This window comes from Shewanella piezotolerans WP3, assembly GCF_000014885.1.
Taxonomy (GTDB): domain Bacteria; phylum Pseudomonadota; class Gammaproteobacteria; order Enterobacterales; family Shewanellaceae; genus Shewanella; species Shewanella piezotolerans.
Window position 1 is genome coordinate 236354 of the sequence record NC_011566.1, and the last position, 20282, is coordinate 256635.

The window sequence follows — 20282 nt, forward strand, 5'->3', positions numbered from 1 at the left end:
TAGCAAATAACGAGTGAGTTAACAATGCTCAAACAACTCTGTATCATATTTTTCACGCGTTAATTTTTTGTTTTTAATTAAGGGGTTGCTAAAGTTTGAGGCTCTGTTTCCAATCCATTTTTGTGTCGTAGAATGGTTAAAGTGTAAGAGCCTATTGAAGATGAGTGATTCTGGCTATGTATCCAATTTCGATGTTATCGAGTTTATGATTTCTTCACGTAACCACTTCTGTGCTTTATCTTGCTCGCAGCGAGAGTGCCAAAAAAGATTGTAATCTAAGCTGGGTAGCTTAAAGGGGAGGGGTTTGACTTTAAGCCGATGGCGCTGTGCCACTATTTCGGCCATACCCTCTGGGAGCGTGATGATGATGGGATGAATAGTTTGCAGGGCTAGCGCACTATCTATATGGGGGGTTCTAAGTAGCTCTGTGCGAGCAGGGTAAAGGCTAATCGCAGCATCGAGTAGCGCTTTGACACCATCACTTATTGCAATCGTCGCATGAGGGTAGTTTAGGTAATCTTCTAAGCTTATATCACAACTCGCAAGCGGATGGTTGGGGGAAAGTAAGCAGCTAACCCCCACTTTACCTAGAAATGTATGTTGTAAATTAGCGGTTTGCCCTATAGCTCGGCATATCGCCATATCAGCACCTTTGACACTGAGTTGCGCCTGTAATTCAGTGTGTTGTACCGGTAAAATCTCTAGTCGTATATTGGGAGCTTGCTGATAAATACTGGGTAAGATGAAGGGTACTAATGCCTGCATCGCGTAATCGGTTACCGCGATAGAGAAGTGCTGGTTACATTCAAGTGGCTCAAACGCTTTTGGGGTTAATAAATTAATCAGTTGTCCCGTTGGTTGTTGCAGTTGCTGGTAACAGTCAAGTGCAAACTGGGTTGGAACTAATTGTTGGCCAACCCGGGAAAACAGCGGATCATCGAGCATGTCGCGCAATCTTGCCAGAATACGGCTAGTGGCTGATTGGCTAAGGTGCAACCTTTTAGCCGCTTGAGTGACACTGCGCTCCTCTACCAAAATTTGCAGGGCTATTAGTAGGCTCAGATCTTGACGGTAGATCTCTTCTAATTCCATGTGATTCCTTAACTTATCTTGCGCTCAGCTGTCGCTTCTATTTTGGCAAGGCTAATGATGGCATGAAAGTGTATTTCTCGGAACTACTGCTTAACACACAGACATTCTCCCTCTTTTGAAATTTACAGTTTATTAACCGTTGAATCGATATTGGCTTATTAAGGCACAGTGTTTGTTTTCAGCGATAATAAATGCAAGTTTTGGATTGATACAACCACCAAAATTAACGTAGGAATGGTCGTTACAAGCAATTTATTGCGATGGCGCATTGTTTGGAATAGATTCCAAAATACTCCTAAAGTAGTAAAAAGCTTAAACATTAGATCTAGCTTTGAATTATCAGATGTTATTTTATTGTTTTAAATAATCCGCCGTTTTACTCCCGTTTTGGAACTGGTTCCAGCCATATCATTACTGCGTCTAATAAAACTAATAGGGTGATGACAGATGAGTAATAACAATCTGCTGGGACGCCGTAATTTCATTAAAGGAATGGGAGCTGCAGCTGGTGTTGCTATGGCTGCTCCAGCAATGGCCATTTCTGAGAAAGCGGATGGTGTTAAGTGGGACAAAGAAGTTGAAGTCCTAATTATTGGTTCGGGTTTTGCGGGACTTGCGGCAGCAATTGAAGCTACACGTAAAGGCGCAAAAGACGTTCATATTTTCGAAAAAATGTCTTACTTCGGTGGTAACTCCGCGATTAACGGTGGTTTATTCGCTGCGCCAGGTACACCGATGCAAAAGCAAGAAGGTGTTAAAGATTCAGTTGATCGTATGGTTAATGACCAGCTTAAATCTGGCCGGGGTATCGCTGATGAAGCATTGCTGCGTCATGTTGCAGAGCATGCGGTTGAAGCATTGCAAATGACATTAGATGCAGGTTCAAAATACCATCCGTACCTACAACAGCTGGGTGGTCACTCGGTAGCGCGTACTTATCAAACTACCGTTAGTTGTGGTGCGGGTATTACTCAACCATTGCTAAATGAATGCCGTAAACTTGGTGTGCATACTCATAACCGAGCTAAGTTTGAAGGTTTCTTAGTGGGTAAACAAGGTGAAATCGTTGGCGTTAAAATGCGCGAAAACTATCACTTTGGTGAAGACCAACCGGGTAAAGTCAGCAATATTCGCGCAAAACGCGGTGTGATTATGGCAACAGGTGGCTTTGCGCAAAACGTCGATCTACGTATGGCGCAAGATCCAACACTTACTTCAGAAGTGGGTTGTACCAATGCACCAGGCGCTACGGGTGAAGGTATGTACGAGATGTTCCGTCTAGGTGCTATCCCTGTTCATTTAGCACACATCCAATCTGGCCCATGGGCATCACCAGATGAAGGTGGTTTTGGCTATGTATCTAACTACTCAATCTACAATTTCCCTCATTCAATGGCTGTTAACCGTCTAACGGGTAAGCGTTTTATGAATGAAATTGCTGACCGTAAGACTCGTGCAGATGCTGAACTAGCTTGTCGTGATGACAAAGGTGAAGCACTTCCTCCAATTTTGATCACTAGCTATAAGGATTCTAAAAAGCATCCAAATACTAAGAAAGTGATCAAGTACAACGTAGGTTGGAAGTTCGATACGGTTGAAGAGTTGGCTAAGCATTTTGATGTGCCGTTAAAGCCACTTAAAGCACAAATTGCTGAGTACAATGAGTACGTTAAATCGGGTGAAGATAAGCAGTTTGGCAAAAATATGACCAAAGCCAAAGACAAGTTCATTGAAGCACCGTTTACCGTGGTTCGTCTGTGGCCAAAAGTGCATTACTGCCAAGGTGGTGTACAGATCAATACTGACGCAGCTGTGAAAGACAGCTTTACTGGTCAGTCAATTCCAGGTTTGTATGCAGCAGGTGAAGTGTGTGGTGGTATTCACGGTGTGAGTCGCTTAGGTAGCTGCTCAATTCCTGAATGCATGGTGATGGGTATGACAGCTGCTCGCAGTGTCATGAAAGCCTAATTTTGCCAGATAATACGAGGAATGAGCGATGATTAAATTAAAAGCGGTACTAGCGCTAACCTTTGGTTGCCTATTAACCTTATCGGTACAAGCAGTTGAGATACGTGACCATCATAAAGAAGTAATTGGTAAGGATTGTAAAACGTGTCATGACAATGGCATTAAGCAATTTCCATCAGACCAGGCTTGTTTGCAGTGTCATGATGTGGATGATTTAGCGGAGCAAACAGCGCGTAGTGAAGAAGATAAGTGGCAAAACCCACATAACAATCTTCACTACGGTAAAGAGTTACCTTGTCAGGAATGTCATGGTGAGCATACTCCAAAGCAACCACTTTGTAGTAACTGTCATACATTTAAATTTGATAAGTTTAAAGAGTAATAATTAGCTTTACTTTGAGTTAAGTTCCATCTCAATTGTCCTAAATAATTAGGTAATGGCTATAACAGTGATTAGTTATAGCCATTTTTATTTAAATTCCCTGCAAAGAATTTTATTTGGCCTCTATTAGAGGCCCTTTTTATTTTAAAATGATGTCAACCTCTTTTTTAGTCTGAGTTTTATAATTTATCTGTAATATTGTTAATTATTTTGTGTGATTATTTATTGTTTATTCTATTTAAAACTTGCTTGTTACCAATTTTTGGAACCAATTCCACATGTATTATCCCTGACGTTAATTATTATAAATAAACAGGTGTGATGTATGAAAACGAAAATGTTATTAGGAGCGCTATTATTATCTAATGGCGCCTTTGCTGCGGGTATTCCTGACTTTCTAGATGCTAAAGAAGTTAAATCTGCTGAATTTGTTTGTTTGGGGGAACAACCAAGTTATTCAGCTAAAGATAAAAAGTATATTGATACTTTGTGGAATGAAACGTTAAGTTATTTAGAAGCCTACGCTGTCGCGTTGACTAATGACCAATCAAGTGGTTGTTTAAATTCAGACAGCGCCTTGGTTGATTCAACTGAAGGTGGCCAGAGCATGTGCGTTATGGATAGACGTGATATGAAGCTTATGGTCAAGAATATCTATCAAGTATTGAATAATACAGATGAAGCTAAAAAATGTTTTGGTGCTAGAGAGGACGTTAGTTGGATCTACAATCCAGGTGGAGAGTTAACTAAAAACTCACCGGTTGCGCAGCATTTTAAGCGTACGACATTTGAAGAGTTTTTTGATAAGAAAGTCACCGACCAAGACGTTAAAAAGTATGGCGAGCAATTCACCAAAAACTTCTACAAAATGGTGACAGGTGATGAAGTTAAAATGCCTGCCGTATTCCCTTATGACATTAGCGCTAAAGCATTGCCAAACCTATGGGCTGCAGCGGGTTGGTTCCCTATGTATGCTGAAGAAAGTAAGCGTAATGACAAGAACTTTAATAACATTCGTGGCGGTTACGCCTACGCCGAAATTTTTGGTCACTGGGGCTTGTTGCGTATTGACGAAATCAATGGTGAAAAGGTCGGTGCTGAAGTGGGTATGACAGTGCAGTCAGTTGATACTCTTTATCCGTTCCATAACCACGCTATTTCTGAAATGTACTACAACATGCGTGTTCCAGCATGTACCAATCAGTTTAAAACAATGGCTGTGCGCGAAGACTCACCTTTAGTTAAGACGGTTAAAGAAGGCGATACTATGCGTCGCGTACAGTTCGATGAAGGTCAACATAACTCACAAACTATGTGGTTATCAGCAAGTGCTGAGCAAGATCCCCTCATGTACTTCCATCAGAATACTATTCACGCTTTTGACATCGACGGCAGCTGTGAAGCTAAGCCTGAAGAGCGCGCTATTGTATCTGTCTGGGCGCGAAGTAATGCTCATGACAAGCGTAATGATTATGGTACGACATTACTTTGTGAATCAGCAGCAAACCCTGGTACTCCGGCTAAACGTGGTGAAGTTATTCAGTGCGATTTAACTAAGTTGAAGTGGTAAATATATTTTAGGTAATAGTGGCAGGGTCTCCCTTGCCACTAACGCCAAGGAATATTGTTTTAATTAAGTCATAAGAAATAACTAAATGTATCTGTCGCACAATTTTATATATTCCACGAATATAAAAATCACATATCGCGACGGCAAGGACTCGATTCGAGGTAATGATGAAAAATAAAATTATAAGTTTAGCGGTTGCAAGTGTACTATTTCCAATGCTTGTTACTCAAGCAGTTGCAGATGATTTAAAAGTTGGCGGTTCTGTTAGAGTTAATTATAGTTATAGTGATTATTCTGAAGCATCAAAAGATAAAGGTGGTGACTTTGATTTTAATTTAGTTTCTATCACTTTTGCTGACAAATGGAATGATATCGGTGTTGCTGCTGAATATCGTTTTTATCAAGGTTATGACTTTTTAAAGTATGGTTATGCCTACTGGGATGTTAATGAAGATCTTACTGTTAGTGGTGGTGTTATAAATAAGCCTTTTGGCAATAAAGGCTATGCATCTCATAACTGGTGGTATAGCTTAAACTACTACCTAGGATTTGAAGATGACTATGGTGTTGGTATTGCGGCTAAATACCAAAAAGGTAGTTCATTAACTGAACTCGCTTTTATTAAAAATGCGGTATACGGTAGCAGTGATCACCGAGATTTTGCTGGTACAGTAGCCAAAGGTACCATCGATGATATTGATTACAATAACGAAGAAACTAACACTATCGCAAGTCGTCAGAGCTTCACCTTAAACAGTGGAGACTTAACTACGGTAATTGGCGCATCGGTTGAATATGGCCAGCTATACAATTCTGAGTTTGGCGAAAACGGTGACACGCTCAATTATGCCGTGCATCTAGATATAAGCTATGACGGTTGGGGCTTTCAGGCACAATACTTAGCCTATGACTATGACCAATATGATGATGGTCGTATCGATCCAAATAAGATTGGTATGGGGATGTTGGATAGTTTCTTTGAAGTCGCCAGTAAAGGTAATATCTACACGGCCAACCTATCAAAAAACATTGCCACATCATGGGGTAGTTATACTATTTACAATGATTTCAGCATGGTTCAGCCAGATTTCGAAGACTATGATGACTCAATACTTAATACCACTGGTGTTTCGCTAAGCTATGGGCCAGTCTTTGTCTATGTAGATTACTACGCGGCAAAAAATGTGCTTTGGCTCGGCGGCAACAGCCTGGGGTTGACTCAAGCTAATGATGATTGGGATCATCGCTTCAACATCAACTTTGCATATTACTTCTAGATAAGCCTGTTATACCAATCAGTATAAGAAGTTGATCTACTCAGAGCGTTTTTGGCACGCTAATTCAAGGCGAATAAATGACATAATGGTTATTCCCTTATGAGTTTATTCAACGCAGAAGTAGCAAGCCAAAAACACTCCTAAAGGCGAGTTTTAGCGTCTTTGATGCTGCGTTAATGAATTTGAACGTAGAATAACTATGCTCTTCATTCATTGCTAACCACATGGATGTGGTGAATGTCATTAATGCAGGAGCATTTAATGACCTTACCTCAAAGTCGCTAAACTCTCGCTGAGCGATCAAATCTTTATACTGATTGGTATTATACCGATTGGTATTAAACAAAAATGCCAACGCTATCGTTGGCATTTGTTATCACTAAACCGCTTTATTGGTAAGTTGGATCTGCTTCTTTAGCAGGAGATGCTTCACCTAGCTCTGTCACGTTGGCTTTGATTAAATCAATCAACTGATAGGTCGCATCAGTTTGTGTCTCTGGGTTGAGGTATAACGACTCATTAAATACAGGCAACGGTGGAATATTATGTTCGACCGGGTCGAGGATCTGCATATTGTCGTTAATGCGGAACTCTGCGATGGGTGAAATGACTATGTCATTTTCTACCGCTAAGCACATTGCCGCAGGTGAGGGAGTCGATAGCAGTACGCTCATTGGTCGCATCGATATTTGATGGTTGGCAAATACCTGTGCTCGAATAGGGCAGTTTTCTGGGTAAAGCGCAACCGGGACGGTTTCTCGCTTGTGAGCAGTCCCCCCTTTAGCGGCTACCCAATGGAATCGGCGCTCAAATAGAAGTTCACCATGGCCTGCCGCAGGCGCTTGCCAATGGGTTGCAACAATTACATCAAATTCTCCGTTATGTAATCGCTTATAGAGGTTGCCACTGACATCGGTATCAATAACCAGTTCAATACAGGTAAATTCGCGAATAAACTCAAGCAAACAGCTACCAAGGTATCGAGTGATATAATCTGTCGGTACGCCGAGCCGTATGACTTCACGGTTTTGACATTCTTTAAGCTCGTCAAGCGCTTGGGAGCTTAGTTGCATCATCTTGTAAGCATAGTTTAGCAGCGTTTTTCCTGACTCAGTTAAACTGACACCTTTATTGTCTCTTAACAACAACGGTTGGCCAACACTTTCTTCTAGCTTTTTGATTTGTAAGCTAATAGTTGATTGTGTCCGGCATAGTTTGTCCGCCGCTTTGGATAGGTTTCCACATTCAACTACAGCAATGAAGCTTTCTAATAGTTCAATTTTAAGCATGGGCTATTGAGTTTTTTCATGGTGGCATCAGTATTACTCAATACCCGTTTTACACCTAGGCTGCTACTTTATGAATGTGAAGTTAAATTGAGTTTATTGTTAGATTTGTGAAGAGGTCGGCATGAGTAATTGGCAACAGCGAGAAAGCTACTTGACGGACGTCGCCGAGCGATGTTTACGTGGCCATAAAAGTTTTGATTTGCGCCGATCTCATTTGGTTGAGGCTAGCCAGATCTCTAAAGGCACCATCTATAATCACTTTCCCAGTGAGGCAGATTTAGTCGTTGCCGTCGCCACCGCACACTTCAAAAATAGATTAGAAAGAGCGGCTATTGATCAAGCGCTTTATCCTGACTACCTTCAGTGTTTTTTGATGCACCACTGTTGGTCAATTCGTGACGATCTTTTCTATGATCGTTTCATTATTGCGCGCGTCATGCCTAACTCAGAACTGCTTGCGCAAGCGACAGATGATAATCGCTATGCTTTTGAGCAGGTTTATGCTGAATATATAGAATGGAATCGTCTGATTGTTGAGGCTATGGGAGTCGTTGAAGGTTTTAACAGAGCCGAGTTGGTGGCTAACTACCTGCGGGGGGCGCAGATAAACTGCAACGACGCAGACAAACACTACAAGGACCCGCACCTCTACTATCAATTTAGTTATGCTTTAGCGCAGCTACTTGGCCATTCAGATAAACGGCTCCCAAAATTGAGCCATTATATCGATTGGCTTACCGAGCTCGAAGAAACCGCCGATGCGGCTTAAGGTTAATGTTACTCGTCGCATTAGAAACTTATGTTGTGTATCCACTTTTATGGCTACCACAAGTTTGTTCGCCGCTATAGACAATAAAAGGTCGGGATAAAAATTAGGTGCAGCCATAAACGGGAATATCAATTGAGAGTTAATAGGCACTTAATCCAAACTGATGAGCCAGCAATTGCAATCACAATGTAAAGTTGTCGCACTGTGTCGTTAACTGGTCTGTTAATTGCCCAAGTTGCTGTGACTCTGCTGCTACAACGGCTGAGATCGACGCTACATTTTGACTGACCTCCTCTATTAGTGCCAAACTTTGACTGAGCTCTGAAGTCGCCAAAGCTTGTTCTGTGCTGCCAAGGGTGATGGAGGTGAGCTGCAAGTTTGAATCCTGCATCTGTTTAACAATATGATCAAAGTCATTTTCTGTTTCTTTGGCTATGTCATTGCCATGTGACATTTTCGTCAGTGAGTTATCGACCAGATTAATACTTTTTGAAGCTGCTTGTGCAGTGCGATTAGCTAGATTTCGCACTTCATCGGCGACGACAGAGAAGCCTTTACCATGCTCACCAGCCCTTGCTGCTTCAATTGCTGCGTTGAGGGCAATAAGATTGGTTTGTGCGGCAATATTGGTGATTTCATTCATAATGCTGGCTATCTCATTACCAGACTGGTTAATCCCTGCAAGTGAGCCAAGCAGCGATTGCATTCGCTGGTGGCCGTTTTCAGCTTGAAGTAGCGTTTGGTTACTCTTAGCGTTCATGGCCTTGGTTGATATCGCGGTCTGTTGCGTTTGATTTTCTATCTCTTGCAGTGCAGCACTCATAGTGGACATTGAGCACAATTGGTTACCAGCGCCAGTCGCAAGCTGTGAGCTGTCGCGATGAAGTGAACTTGAAGTTTGTTTAATCGCGAGGGTGCTGTTTTTTACCGCATGCACCAAGTTGGCGAGATTGGTGCGCATCTTATTTAATGCAGTACCCAAGGAATCTTTGTCACTCGCCAATTGCACTGGATTAGATAGGTCTCCATGAGCTATCTGTTCGGCGGTATCGATCTGTTGGCGTTGAACATCGATTAAGTGAGAGACGGAGTTGGCGATATGGCCCAATTCATCTTTTCTTAGTCGTATTGATTGCCATGCTGTTTGATTCAAACTACTTAGGCTGATATCCCCCTTGGATAGATCACCGACTGCCGTGGATACTGTGCTCAATCCGTTGGTGATGATGGTAACCAGCTTAACAATGATAAGTGCAACAATAACAATGGCAACCAAGGCCACAATAGCGCTAAACAATATCAGCTGATGTTGCTTCTCTTTGAGTACCAGGGTTTTTATTGCGCTAACAATTAGCCAGCCGCTGCGAGGATCCGTGCTGACCCAGCCCATATAAGATTGCTGTTGTTCTTCAAAGCTGACGAGTTGCTTCTTTGTCTGGCACAAATTGGCAAAGCTGGGCTGAATCATGCTCTGACTCTGGAGTGAATGGTGTGCCACCAGTGAGCAACTTTGAGATAAAACAAAGGCATTACTATGTTTATTCAACCCTGTAGTGCTGACATAGTCCATATAGAAATTATCTAGCGGCATACTCATAAATAGCAGGTTTTTCTGTGCTACTTTGACGGCAAAAGTGACCAATAGCTTACCGTCTACTCGGCTTGTTACAGGATCAGAGATAATAGCTTTCGAGCTTTGTAATGCTTGAGCGACATAACTCATGTTACTGTAATCTTTACCAATACGTTGGCGATTACTCGCGGCAATAACCTTTTTTTTAGCGTCTAAAAGTGCGATATTTCGCGCGTCAACTTGTTGAGCTATCGCGCTGAGGTGAGCCGATGTCGCTAAGTGATATTGTGCATCATTGATGGCCATGAGAATAAATGGACTATCTGCAAGTGCATTGATTATATTGAGATTGCTTTCAACCCAACCACCAATGTTGTTCTTTAACAGCTCAGCATTTACTTGCATGGTGTTTTGGGATGCACGCTGCATCATATTCAAACTATTAGTGATGGTCACACAAGCAATGACGACAAACCCAAGTGCAACTAACGGAATGAGTAACGCGTTAAACCGGTAACGTAATTTCATAAGTAGTCCATTGTTTGAGCTGTTAACTTGGTTATATAACAACCTGCTTGAATAGATTTTGGATGATGAACAATCCAATGAAACAGGCGATGGCTGACATTATGGGAGTGATGATCCAGCCGATGATGATCTTCGAAAGCACTTTCCACTGCAGTGGTAAGCGTTTAAGCAGTGCAATGCCTATCACTGCGCCGATAACGGCTTGAGAGCTTGATACTGGCACAAGTGGAATGGCTGGTAAGCCAACAGAAACAAACCCATTCGATAAGCTCTGTGACGAAAAGATAAATAGCACGATGGAGTGTGCCATCACCACAACCCAAGCGGTTACTGGCGTCATCGAAATTAGATTGTCACCCACAGTCAGCATGACTTTTTTTGAATAGGTAAATACCCCAATACTGATAGCTACCGCACCAATGAAGAACAGCTGCATGGCAGGGGTAAACTCAATACCGAGTATTGTCATCGCGTCGATGGGAGTGCTGAGGACAAAAACGCCCATAACATTGGCGATATTGTTTGCCCCTAGGCTATATGAACCGAACGCCCCCGCAGTGATAAGGCCGATACGAGTCCATTTATCCAGCTGAAATAGTCCTGGCCTAAGTTTCGAAATCACCGCGGTAACCGCCTTAAATAATAGGACAGCTGTAATTGCAGCGAGAATAGGACATAGCACCCAGGTGGTCATAATTTTAGATAGAACGGCTGAATCTGTTGGCATTCCACTAAATAGGTTCCAACCTATAATCGCCCCTACAATCGCTTGCCCTGTGGACACAGGTAAGCCTGATTTTGTCATGAAATAAACGGTTGTCGCGGCAGACAAAGCCACGGTGAATGCTCCGCCAATGGCTGAAACTTTACCTAATGAACCTATGGTGTGGGATGCTCCCGCGCCACTGATAACCGCGCCTAAGATGACCATAACCGAACAGATCAGCGCGGCGGTTGAAAACTTGACCATGTTGGAGCCAACAGCAGTGCCAAAGACATTAGCCGCATCGTTCGCTCCTAGTGACCAACCAAGAAATAGGCCGCTTGAGAGAAAAATCCAGATTGCGATATCCATGCTTTCTCCCCTTACTGCACGCGTTTAAGTGTGAAGATTGCAATACGATCGCTGATATCTTCCGCTAAGTTAGCCACTTGATCGATTCGGTCGCAAAAATAGCGCAATTGGATCTTATTGACTAAAGGTAGGTCGGTATCAAATAGCAGTACTTTGGTTCGAGTGCATAGACGATCTGCTTCACTTTCAAAGGCAATAACTTTGGTGTGATATTCCTGTACACGCTGGAGATCGGTGAAAAAGCTTTTAGCACATAAGAGTGTATGATCTATGGTCTCTCCGACAGTGTCGAGCAGTGTCAACAGCTCAGTGGCAATAGGTTGTGGGATAAGAGGTTGCTCTATTTTTAAATGAAGACCAATGGTTTCTTGTTTATTGATCAGGCGATCAGTGAGATCGATCAGTGAAGCCACATCAGAGCGTAGATCGGGAATTAGGGTCTTTCGGTAGAGTGTTTGTTCAATTTCCCGTTTTAAGTTATCAGCCTGATGTTCAATCTCTTGCAGTTCAGTTAACGCCTGTTCAAATTCTTGGCTGGTGGCGCCATAGGTTAAGTAGTTCTTCCACATCTGAATCGACTTATGGTGAGACAATGTCACTTGTTCAAAGAAAAGATAGACCTTAGTTTCAGTCGATTCGCTCTGAGAAAGAAGTGTAGTGAGCCGAGAAAAGCCAAACATTGGCATCTCCTTATTATTTTAGTTTGATGATCACCGGGAGTGGATTGCAAACGAGGCCATACGGGAGCGGTGTACCGCCAAGTTTGCAATCGGTCGAGAGGTATTACTTAAATGCTTTACTCATTTTAAAGGTGGCATTGGTTTTAGAGCCTTGGTTATCGCCCTCTCCAAGGTTGACCGCATTAACCTGTTTGAATAAGTAGTTATAAGCCTGCTCAAGACGCTTTTCGTCCTTTAAGCTGCCTTTAAATGAGAACTCAGTAAAGGCGACTCTTGGTTGGCGGTAGTAGGGCGTCCATAGTTGAAAGTCGATTTCAATATCATCAAAACGTTTATCATCTAAAGTTCCTTCCCAGCCATGGGTTCGCATGACTACGGTTTGGGCTAAATCTTGTTTATTGGCTTCATAAATGTCACCAACAATTCCCCATACGGCACTGTTGCCCTTTAAGATTTTGAAAACCTGTTCGTAGTCCACTTTTTTGACATCGATATCACCAGGTGAGTAGGGAATATCGTAGCTGACACTATAAGCCGCTTTACCATTGGTATAGTCAATCTCAGCTTTCCTGTAGTTACTGACGTCGCCAAAACTTGTTGGATCTGCCGCACGTAACTTAACGGTAATTTTACTCTTTCGAGGTTTTGTTACATGCTCCCTAACTCGAATATTAATCGCTTTTTCTTTAAAGGCACGATTAGGTGTATCAATGAACGTGACCAGTTTAATTGAGGTATCTTCATCAAATTTAATAAAGCTAAATGCTTTTTTAAATTCTGGCGTTATCTTATTAGCAGCATAGGGGAGGGTTTTTCCTACCCCAGTGTTGACGTGATACTCAAGCGATGTGAATTGCTCAGGTGACAAAGCATAGGCACTGGAGCTTAGGCATAAATTCACTAAGCCGATGAGTAGTAGATTGTTTCTCATATTAACTCCTCAATTAAAATGCATATTGCAGGCGAGCTTGGAAAATATTACCGTCCTGCTCATACATCTCAACGCCATTAATATCAGTGTAAGACTCCTCATAATCAGCCTGTGTGTGTACATAGTTGAACTGTGCTTTTAGGTTGTTTTCTATGTACCAGTTGAGGCCGATGACGTAATCGGTTTTCTTACCACCGTAAATCTCGGCATCGGTATCATTGAAGTCCGCGACATCAATACGGGCGGCTATTTCCCAAGCGCCGTAACCACCAGCGGAAACAGCATTTTCAGGCTTAACGGTTTTGAAGGTGCCTTTCTTGGCACCATAGCGCCAGCTCTCACCTGTTAAGGTGTAAATAGCTTGGGCATAACCTGCGTTAAACGTGGCAGAGCCCATATTGTCACCTTTAACAAATAGGTCATCCGTTTTAGCCATCATGTACTCAGCTTGCAGTAAAAAATTGCGATGCTGGTAGGCTGCCTCAATACCATAGTGCTGAGTCGATGCGGTATTGAACTTGCCAGTATCTATGATGCGACCTGTGACCTTAGTATTCGGACGCGCGCGATAGCGGGTTTCTTCCATGTTGCTGTTATTCTTTGTATATAAACCGCTGGCACCAATATGAAGCAAGTGATCACTGTTCTTGATAGGGGTCATGGTAAAACGCGCATTGACCACATCTTGTTTCTCATTGAGATCATCATCATTGATCAGAGCCGTAACGCCGTAGCCCGTGGTGAAGTTATAGCCGTCGCCTTTATAAAGCCATGAGGCACCGACTGCGCGTTCTGCAGAGAAAGTATCAGTGCTGGCGCGTTCTAAGAATGCCAGCTGTGATGAGCTACCAGTGGCTTCCATGCCGAAACCAAACTTCTGGAAACCAATTTTAATCTCAGAGTTATCAAAACCGCGATAATTGACATTGGCATCTTTTACTTCGACTTCAGAAATACCATCAAAATCAAATTCTAATGAGTACTTCCATGTATTTGAAAAATACCCTTCGACACCAAAGCGTATGCGGCGAAAACTGACATCATTGAGGCCATCTTCATACTCCAGCTTGCTGCCGGTGTAAAATGGGTCTGCATTGACGTAATCAAGTTGAATTCGACCAGTGAACTGCATGGTTGATTGACCATCTTTAGAGATAAATTCAGGCGATGGGTCACCACTACTAAACTTTACGCGGTCGATGTCATTGGCTGCATCTTTAGCCTCAATCAGCTCAATTTCTAGCGCATTTAACCTCTCTTCAAGTTCCGTTATTTTATCTGATTCAGATGCCATAGCGGCAGATGATAAGCATAGTAGCGATGCTGAAATAGCAAGTGCAACACGAGATGGGGAAAAGCTGTTTTTGTTCACCATAATAGTTTTCCTTAATTTCATTCTTATTAGTGTTAACGCTGTGTAAAAACTTGGTGTCTCTTGATGGCTTTATAGTAAAGAGGTATTTAAAATAAAAACATGATCTAGATCGACTAATTTCAACTTAATCGTACACTTCGGGTCTCGTTTTTAAAAATAGTAGACATAGGTTTACTTGTAGCTAATTGCTATCGAAATTCTGATGTTTATTCAGGGGGCATTAGGGAGTGACCGCGATAAAATAGGCATTATCACAGTGAATGTCGTTGCTTAGGTTTTAACTTTTTATACTTTATATGTTATTGATATTTATCTTGTAAACGCCATGTATTCCTTTTCTGCTGGTCACAATTCTATATTGGAGGTAGTCAGTTTTATCATCAGTAGTGATGCTCACTAACAGCTGTATTGTATGGACTTTATGTACGGTTTCAGTACGTATTTTATGCTCGGCATAGTAACTATGGTTACTTAATATTTTAGGCAGGGAACGCAGTGTCTTGCTTAGGTTTAGTGTAAGTTCATCTATAAACTTTTCGTTTCCGTTTTGTTGCTTTGCACGACTGAATCGGTAGCTTCTCTGGTATACCCAATGAGCTGGAGCATCAGCAGGTTCTTGAGCAGACAAACGTTTTAAAATGGACTGGATCTTGGGTGGCAGCTTATTGCGTTTTTGCTTGTAAAAGCTCTCTTTTGTGGTCGCAATCTCCTGCAAATTATTGCCTTGGTAAAATCGAGATTGATGCTGAAAGTAGCGTGAAGAAAATTTTTCCATTAGGTAGTTCCTCCCGAGCTCTTTGATCCGATCTTTGAATATGTAAGATAGGACAAGGGAGAAAAAAAACGGCGTGGAAAAATTGCCAAAGGCTCTTTGAGTCGCAAAGGCCACACCAGTGGCAAAGGCCATTGCAAATGCGGCGGCAACGCCAAAGATAAACTGTTCAGCTAGCTCGCCATTTCTTAGTTTTTTGCGCTTAACTTTATACGGACTATTGATAACCTTACGAGCAATGTGCAACTTGTTAAGTAAGCGCTCACGTCCCTCCTCGCTAGCATCATGTAGTTTAAGATTGTTATTGCTGGCGAAGAGTTCGGTCTTATGGATAAGCTGATTGATGTTGGCGGTGGGATGTGGTCGTAGTTTTCGAGCTTGCCTTAGAAGAGATTGATAAAAGTAATAGATTATTTGATGTAGCGCTAGCCGGTAAAGGCGGCTCTCGGTAAGTGATGCCTCATTATCATGTATTGAACAAAACGATTCGATACAATCATCGAGTCGCTGCAAAGTCGTTATATCTGCATCGAGCAGTATGATGCGAATGTCCGTAACAAAATGAGATAGTGCCTTACGGTAGCGGCTGATGTTGTCAGCAGCTTTGGCATAAGCAGTTTGCTTGAGTATTAAAAGAGCCTGTTGTAGTGCAGTGATACTTGGAGTGGTAGTTGATTTAAGTATTTGTTTTTGTAGTAGGTTTTGATAAAAACTCGTTGGGTTTATAATGTCGCTATTTTCTGCCAGCTGAGTGGGAAGAAAGAAATGTACCTTGAGTTGGGCATGCTTTAAGTGAGGCGAAAAATCCGCCTTCACATTAAGGTGGTACTGATCAGCTTGAAATAGCGACACTGTCATCTAGTTTACCAAGTGGTAAAAGGTTGCTTCATTAGCATAGAGTTGTAATAGCGGGCATCACCGGTTACCTCTTCACCTAGCCAACTTGGTTTACTCACCGTTTGTGCTTCATCACTTAGCTCTACTTCGGCCACTATCAAGCCCTGATTGCTTTGATAAAATTCATCGACTTCAAAAATGTGGTTAGCGTAGTCAACTAAGTAACGTGTTTTATCAATAACGCCAGGCTCACAAATTTTAAGTAGCTCTTGCGCTTCTGCTACAGGGATCTCATTTTCCCATTCATAACGTGAGGCACCTGATTCATTGCCGATCCCTTTTATCGTTAAATAACCTTTATCTCCTTTAATACGAACCCGAACTGTTCGCTCAGGCACTGAGCTTAAATATCCCTGGATAATTCGTACTGAACGTGCGGCAAGCTCTTTAAATGCTTCACTTTTTACTAGGTACTTTCTTTCAATTTCTTGAGCCATGTTGATGCTTCCCAATTTAGTTTGCTAGAGGTAGGTTTTTCATACCGATAATGCGTTTGATTGCTTGCAAGTAGTTGATGTTTTCGACACCTTCGAGCTTTACGTCTTTGATTGTTTGCTGAATATCTTCCAGTTCAGTGGACTCACTATTGATGCTGACTATTTTAGCCCCGTTAACCAATACGTTGGCTACTTCACAAATAGTATTGTTCACCATGTAACCAAAGCGCTCTTTATGGATCTTTACTGCTTGTAGATCTGGGTGGTTATCAATAAGTGCGATAAATGCATCAAAGCTGTACTCACTTTCAATAAGCTCTGGTTGCTCTACCATAAAAGCGGGAAAAATTTCATCGACCAGCTGTTGCTTACTAATAGGAAATTCAGCTTTTAGCTTAGGATCCCATTGTTCTAGCCCGTCAGTGGTAGTGACATAAGATTTTACATCCATCTTGCCGTCGCGGATTTTAGTGTTATTTAGATCATTGGTGCGAGACATAATATAGATTTCGTCACTTTCTCGGTGCCACACTTTTTCTGGAACAGGCATTGAGAGTCGAGCCATACGCTCTGCTGACGCAGTGAAATCTTGACCAAAAGTGCGAAACTCGAAACGAGGTTTAGATATTTCACCGATTTTCAATTCTGACATTGTAGAACCCTCTGTAATTAGATTGATGCTTGAATAGGAGCGCTATTACAGTACTGATTATCTGGAGTTAAGAAATAGATCTAGATCAATGTTTTTAATTATTAGTTTAGACCTAATCTGACGATAGCGTCATTGTTGCTTTGTTCTGTTGTTAATTTTGCGCTATATTTCAGTGCTTTAGTTGCTTGATTGGTTAGCGTGTTTTGTTGTTAATATTTTTTAGTTGTAACTAATGAGTTGCTTTGTTGATCTGGATCGACTTTTTTTTTGGCGATAATCGTTAAGGTTTAGATAAAGGTAATTCGCTTAGGGAATAATAATAATGTCTAAAGAAACCGAATCGCAGGTTGATCCACTTGATATGAGCCAGTACCGCATGGAAACCTTGCCAGTGCGTTCAAAAAGTTGTTTTGAACAATGGTTAGCAAGGGCGGGCATATGGATAGCATTAGCCGTTTTCGTCGGCATACTCTACTCTGATCCAGCCTCATTCCTGGTCAACTTTGATCCACAGACTTTGAGTAAAACCGCATTCGAAAGCCTACAAGTCAATGGTTTAAGTACTTTTAGTGCAAGAGGAACGGCCATGCTAGCCATTTTTTGTGCGGCAGTTATTTTATGGATTACCGAGCCTATTCCTAATTATTTAACCTCATTGATGGTAATCATTACTATGGTGCTGACCGGGGTTTTACCTGAGAAAGTCGCTTATGCACAACTCGGCCATCCGATAATGTGGCTGAATATACTCTCTTTTATACTCGCGTCCATGTTGGTGACTTCTGGTGCAGCAAAACGTTTTGCATTGTGGTTTGTCTGTCGCTTTGGTACCAGTGCAACGCCTATTTTTTATAGTTTTATGGTGATCAACTTAGTTCTGTCAGCGTTTATTTCTGCGACAACCGCCAAAGCAGCTATTTTGATGCCCATTTTTATGGTTATCGCAGCTGTGTATGGTGCCCGTGGTGGTGATAATAAAAATAACTTTGGTCGTAATTTGGTGCTGCAGAACCTATTGCAAATCAACTTATGTGCAGGTGCCTTTGTCACGGGCTCTGGTGCTAATTTACTTGCTGCGAGTTTGATCGCTGGCGCGATTGGTGGCAGCTTCTTCTTTGCCGATTGGATGATAGTGGCCTTGCCTATTGTGCTGTGCATGATTGTCATTGGCTGGCTAATAGCAACCAAGATTTTTTTTCCATTGGCAGCAGAAGAGAGGCTGCCACAGATTGAAGGTGGCATGGAACGCCTACAGCAAGAGCTTGATAAAATGGGGAGAATAAGCTGGAGGGAGATAAAGTCTCTGGTGATATTCATTACTATTCTAGTTTTTTGGGCGACCGATAAATACCATGGCATTAGCGCGACAGCTATTGCATTCATTGGCGCAATAGTGGCACTTTGTCCGCGTATAGGGGTGGTTAACTGGAACGAAGTTGATGTGCCTTGGCATCTATTACTATTTTCGGCTGGCGCTTACACCTTAGGTGCTGGATTTAAGCAAACGGACTTACCAAATCTAGCGGTTAACTTTAGTTTGGAATATTTTGGTTTAGACGAAAGCACACCTTTTAGCGTCTTCTATATTGCGCTAACAGGAGCGATGTTACTTAGCTCGTTAGTATTTCAGTCTAAAACGATGCGCACCATGCTATTTGTGCCAATCGCTATAGGTATCGCACAACGCTTTGATTTTCCAGTTATGAGTTTAGCCTTACCGGTGGCATTACTCATTGAACATGTTTATGTTTTGCCGTTTAATAGTAAGCCTGCATTGCTATTATATTCCACAGATCATTACAGTTTGAGCGATACCTTCAAATTTGGTTTCACCATGTTGATGATTGGCTGGGCGACCAGTATCTTAATGGGAGAAACTTGGTTTAAATGGCTGGGCTATGCGCCAAATGGTGTATTCTGGTAGTGCAAGGTTCGACTGTTAATTTACAAGCATTAGCGAGATAGAGTATGAGTGCCAAGAATAATGAAATTCGCAGTAAGCTCGCGTTGTTACAGCTGGCGGAAGAGCTAGGCAGTATTAGCAAAGCCTGCGACATTATGGGCTACAGTCGTGATAGTTATTATCGTTTTAAAAAACAGTATGCGACTGCAGGAGAGCGTGGACTTAAGAATTTGTCACGCAAGAAGCCAGCGATAAAAAATAGGGTATCTGCCGAAGTTGAAGAGCAAGTGATAGAGATCGCTTTAGATTACCCCAACTACGGCCAAGCGAAAGCGGCTGAACTGTTGACTGCGAGAGGTTGTGTGATATCTGCCAGTGGTGTACGCACTATTTGGGTACGGCATAATCTCGAAACCAAGAAAAGCAGGTTGTTGGCACTCAACGCTAAGTTGAAGCAAGAGGAAGATTGGACACCGTTGGAGCAGCAACATTTGGAGCAGCTGTATAAGCTGTCACCGGATGAAGCTATGATCGAGTGTTTATTCCCTGGTGATATTTGTGTGCAAGATACCTATGATTTAGGTGAGATCACCCCTTTAGGACAGTTATATCAGCACACCTTTGTCGATGGCTATAGTCAATATGCCATTGCCGCCGTTATGACTGATAATAGTTCAGCCTCAGTCGCCACATTTCTGTCAGAAATCGTTTTACCTTGGTATCGAGACAACCACATTAAGATCAATAGTATTTTGACCGATAGGGGAACCGAGTTTTCTGGTAGAAAAGGCGTTGCATTTAACCGTGTACTGAGTGAGCAGCAGATTAAGCATATTCAAATGAGGGCGTATAACGGTCCTGTGGTTAATGGTATTGCTGCAAGATTTCAGACATTTTCCTACAACGAATTCTTTGAGCCATTCCTTAAGGCCAATAAAGTGACCTCTCTACAGCAGCTAAACCAGTATTTTACTGAGTGGCAGTCGCAATATAACCAGAGTGAGTCGCAGTCGGGAAGATACACCTTAGGCAGAACGGCGGCGGAAGTGCTGAGTTTAAGCCGCCATTTGATCCCAGTAGAATCGATAGAGAACCGCTAAAAAGAGCTTCTC

The 20282-nt window shown here is 42.2% G+C and carries 17 protein-coding genes; 7 read left to right on the top strand and 10 right to left on the bottom strand.

The window, feature by feature from the left end:
• Positions 1-174: 174 nt before the first annotated feature.
• The gene (locus SWP_RS01045; RefSeq protein WP_020910445.1) at positions 175-1092 is read right to left on the bottom strand and encodes a LysR family transcriptional regulator; all 918 of its coding nucleotides are present in this window, start codon (positions 1090-1092) and stop codon (positions 175-177) included.
• Between the two features lie 447 nt (positions 1093-1539).
• On the opposite strand from SWP_RS01045, the gene ardA reads away from it, so the two are divergent.
• From ardA to SWP_RS01065, 4 genes are all read left to right on the top strand, one after another.
• Positions 1540-3060, top strand: coding sequence for an acrylate reductase flavoprotein subunit ArdA (ardA, locus tag SWP_RS01050; protein ID WP_044555530.1), 1521 nt, complete (start codon positions 1540-1542; stop codon positions 3058-3060).
• Between the two features lie 28 nt (positions 3061-3088).
• On the top strand, positions 3089-3442 hold the full coding sequence (ardB, locus tag SWP_RS01055) for an acrylate reductase cytochrome subunit ArdB (protein ID WP_020910447.1): 354 nt from the start codon (positions 3089-3091) through the stop codon (positions 3440-3442).
• A 325-nt stretch (positions 3443-3767) separates the two neighbouring features.
• Positions 3768-5012: a dimethylsulfoniopropionate lyase DddY gene (gene dddY / locus SWP_RS01060; RefSeq protein WP_020910448.1), complete on the top strand. Its 1245-nt coding sequence runs from the start codon at positions 3768-3770 to the stop codon at positions 5010-5012.
• 164 nt (positions 5013-5176) lie between these two features.
• Positions 5177-6289, top strand: coding sequence for a hypothetical protein (locus tag SWP_RS01065; protein WP_020910449.1), 1113 nt, complete (start codon positions 5177-5179; stop codon positions 6287-6289).
• Positions 6290-6678: 389 nt separating this feature from the next.
• Here the strand turns inward: SWP_RS01065 and SWP_RS01075 are convergent, their stop codons facing one another.
• A complete protein-coding gene (locus SWP_RS01075; RefSeq protein WP_020910451.1) occupies positions 6679-7578 on the bottom strand; it encodes a LysR family transcriptional regulator in 900 nt (299 codons plus the stop codon).
• Positions 7579-7699: 121 nt separating this feature from the next.
• Between SWP_RS01075 and SWP_RS01080 the strand changes: the two genes are divergently transcribed.
• Positions 7700-8347 (top strand): TetR/AcrR family transcriptional regulator, encoded by a 648-nt coding sequence (locus SWP_RS01080; RefSeq protein WP_020910453.1) that lies wholly within the window; start codon positions 7700-7702, stop codon positions 8345-8347.
• Positions 8348-8528: 181 nt separating this feature from the next.
• Here SWP_RS01080 and SWP_RS01085 read toward each other — a convergent pair whose 3' ends face one another.
• The 8 genes from SWP_RS01085 to SWP_RS01120 all read right to left on the bottom strand — a co-directional run bounded on the left by SWP_RS01085 (position 8529) and on the right by SWP_RS01120 (position 17267).
• A complete protein-coding gene (locus tag SWP_RS01085; protein WP_044555531.1) occupies positions 8529-10448 on the bottom strand; it encodes a methyl-accepting chemotaxis protein in 1920 nt (639 codons plus the stop codon).
• Positions 10449-10479: 31 nt separating this feature from the next.
• Complete coding sequence (locus tag SWP_RS01090; protein ID WP_044555532.1) at positions 10480-11523, bottom strand: inorganic phosphate transporter; 1044 nt, start codon at positions 11521-11523, stop codon at positions 10480-10482.
• Positions 11524-11534: 11 nt separating this feature from the next.
• Positions 11535-12203, bottom strand: a complete 669-nt coding sequence (locus SWP_RS01095) for a DUF47 domain-containing protein (protein WP_020910457.1) — start codon at positions 12201-12203, stop codon at positions 11535-11537.
• A gap of 103 nt (positions 12204-12306) precedes the next feature.
• Positions 12307-13134 carry a hypothetical protein gene (locus tag SWP_RS01100; RefSeq protein ID WP_020910458.1) on the bottom strand — a complete coding sequence of 276 codons (828 nt, stop codon included), beginning with the start codon at positions 13132-13134 and terminating at the stop codon, positions 12307-12309.
• Between the two features lie 13 nt (positions 13135-13147).
• A complete protein-coding gene (locus SWP_RS01105; RefSeq protein ID WP_020910459.1) occupies positions 13148-14509 on the bottom strand; it encodes an OprO/OprP family phosphate-selective porin in 1362 nt (453 codons plus the stop codon).
• 292 nt (positions 14510-14801) lie between these two features.
• Positions 14802-16139, bottom strand: coding sequence for a hypothetical protein (locus SWP_RS01110; RefSeq protein WP_020910460.1), 1338 nt, complete (start codon positions 16137-16139; stop codon positions 14802-14804).
• A 5-nt stretch (positions 16140-16144) separates the two neighbouring features.
• Positions 16145-16615: a CYTH domain-containing protein gene (locus SWP_RS01115; protein WP_020910462.1), complete on the bottom strand. Its 471-nt coding sequence runs from the start codon at positions 16613-16615 to the stop codon at positions 16145-16147.
• Between the two features lie 16 nt (positions 16616-16631).
• Positions 16632-17267, bottom strand: a complete 636-nt coding sequence (locus tag SWP_RS01120) for a hypothetical protein (RefSeq protein ID WP_044555533.1) — start codon at positions 17265-17267, stop codon at positions 16632-16634.
• 322 nt (positions 17268-17589) lie between these two features.
• On the opposite strand from SWP_RS01120, the gene SWP_RS01125 reads away from it, so the two are divergent.
• Both SWP_RS01125 and SWP_RS01130 read left to right on the top strand, forming a co-directional pair.
• The gene (locus SWP_RS01125; RefSeq protein ID WP_044555534.1) at positions 17590-19191 is read left to right on the top strand and encodes an SLC13 family permease; all 1602 of its coding nucleotides are present in this window, start codon (positions 17590-17592) and stop codon (positions 19189-19191) included.
• A gap of 44 nt (positions 19192-19235) precedes the next feature.
• Positions 19236-20270, top strand: a complete 1035-nt coding sequence (locus SWP_RS01130) for a helix-turn-helix domain-containing protein (RefSeq protein ID WP_020910465.1) — start codon at positions 19236-19238, stop codon at positions 20268-20270.
• The last annotated feature ends 12 nt before the right edge of the window (positions 20271-20282 follow it).

What these genes read in the sequence shown, in the direction of transcription:
- SWP_RS01110 (WP_020910460.1), bottom strand. Translation starts at nt 16,139, where the DNA reads ATGACAGTGTCGCTATTTCAAGCTGATCAGTACCACCTTAATGTGAAG.
- SWP_RS01075 (WP_020910451.1), bottom strand. Translation starts at nt 7,578, where the DNA reads ATGCTTAAAATTGAACTATTAGAAAGCTTCATTGCTGTAGTTGAATGT.
- SWP_RS01080 (WP_020910453.1), top strand. Translation starts at nt 7,700, where the DNA reads ATGAGTAATTGGCAACAGCGAGAAAGCTACTTGACGGACGTCGCCGAG.
- SWP_RS01105 (WP_020910459.1), bottom strand. Translation starts at nt 14,509, where the DNA reads ATGGTGAACAAAAACAGCTTTTCCCCATCTCGTGTTGCACTTGCTATT.
- SWP_RS01090 (WP_044555532.1), bottom strand. Translation starts at nt 11,523, where the DNA reads ATGGATATCGCAATCTGGATTTTTCTCTCAAGCGGCCTATTTCTTGGT.
- ardA (WP_044555530.1), top strand. Translation starts at nt 1,540, where the DNA reads ATGAGTAATAACAATCTGCTGGGACGCCGTAATTTCATTAAAGGAATG.
- SWP_RS01100 (WP_020910458.1), bottom strand. Translation starts at nt 13,134, where the DNA reads ATGAGAAACAATCTACTACTCATCGGCTTAGTGAATTTATGCCTAAGC.
- ardB (WP_020910447.1), top strand. Translation starts at nt 3,089, where the DNA reads ATGATTAAATTAAAAGCGGTACTAGCGCTAACCTTTGGTTGCCTATTA.
- SWP_RS01125 (WP_044555534.1), top strand. Translation starts at nt 17,590, where the DNA reads ATGTCTAAAGAAACCGAATCGCAGGTTGATCCACTTGATATGAGCCAG.
- SWP_RS01120 (WP_044555533.1), bottom strand. Translation starts at nt 17,267, where the DNA reads ATGTCAGAATTGAAAATCGGTGAAATATCTAAACCTCGTTTCGAGTTT.
- SWP_RS01065 (WP_020910449.1), top strand. Translation starts at nt 5,177, where the DNA reads ATGATGAAAAATAAAATTATAAGTTTAGCGGTTGCAAGTGTACTATTT.
- SWP_RS01095 (WP_020910457.1), bottom strand. Translation starts at nt 12,203, where the DNA reads ATGTTTGGCTTTTCTCGGCTCACTACACTTCTTTCTCAGAGCGAATCG.
- SWP_RS01115 (WP_020910462.1), bottom strand. Translation starts at nt 16,615, where the DNA reads ATGGCTCAAGAAATTGAAAGAAAGTACCTAGTAAAAAGTGAAGCATTT.
- SWP_RS01045 (WP_020910445.1), bottom strand. Translation starts at nt 1,092, where the DNA reads ATGGAATTAGAAGAGATCTACCGTCAAGATCTGAGCCTACTAATAGCC.
- dddY (WP_020910448.1), top strand. Translation starts at nt 3,768, where the DNA reads ATGAAAACGAAAATGTTATTAGGAGCGCTATTATTATCTAATGGCGCC.
- SWP_RS01130 (WP_020910465.1), top strand. Translation starts at nt 19,236, where the DNA reads ATGAGTGCCAAGAATAATGAAATTCGCAGTAAGCTCGCGTTGTTACAG.
- SWP_RS01085 (WP_044555531.1), bottom strand. Translation starts at nt 10,448, where the DNA reads ATGAAATTACGTTACCGGTTTAACGCGTTACTCATTCCGTTAGTTGCA.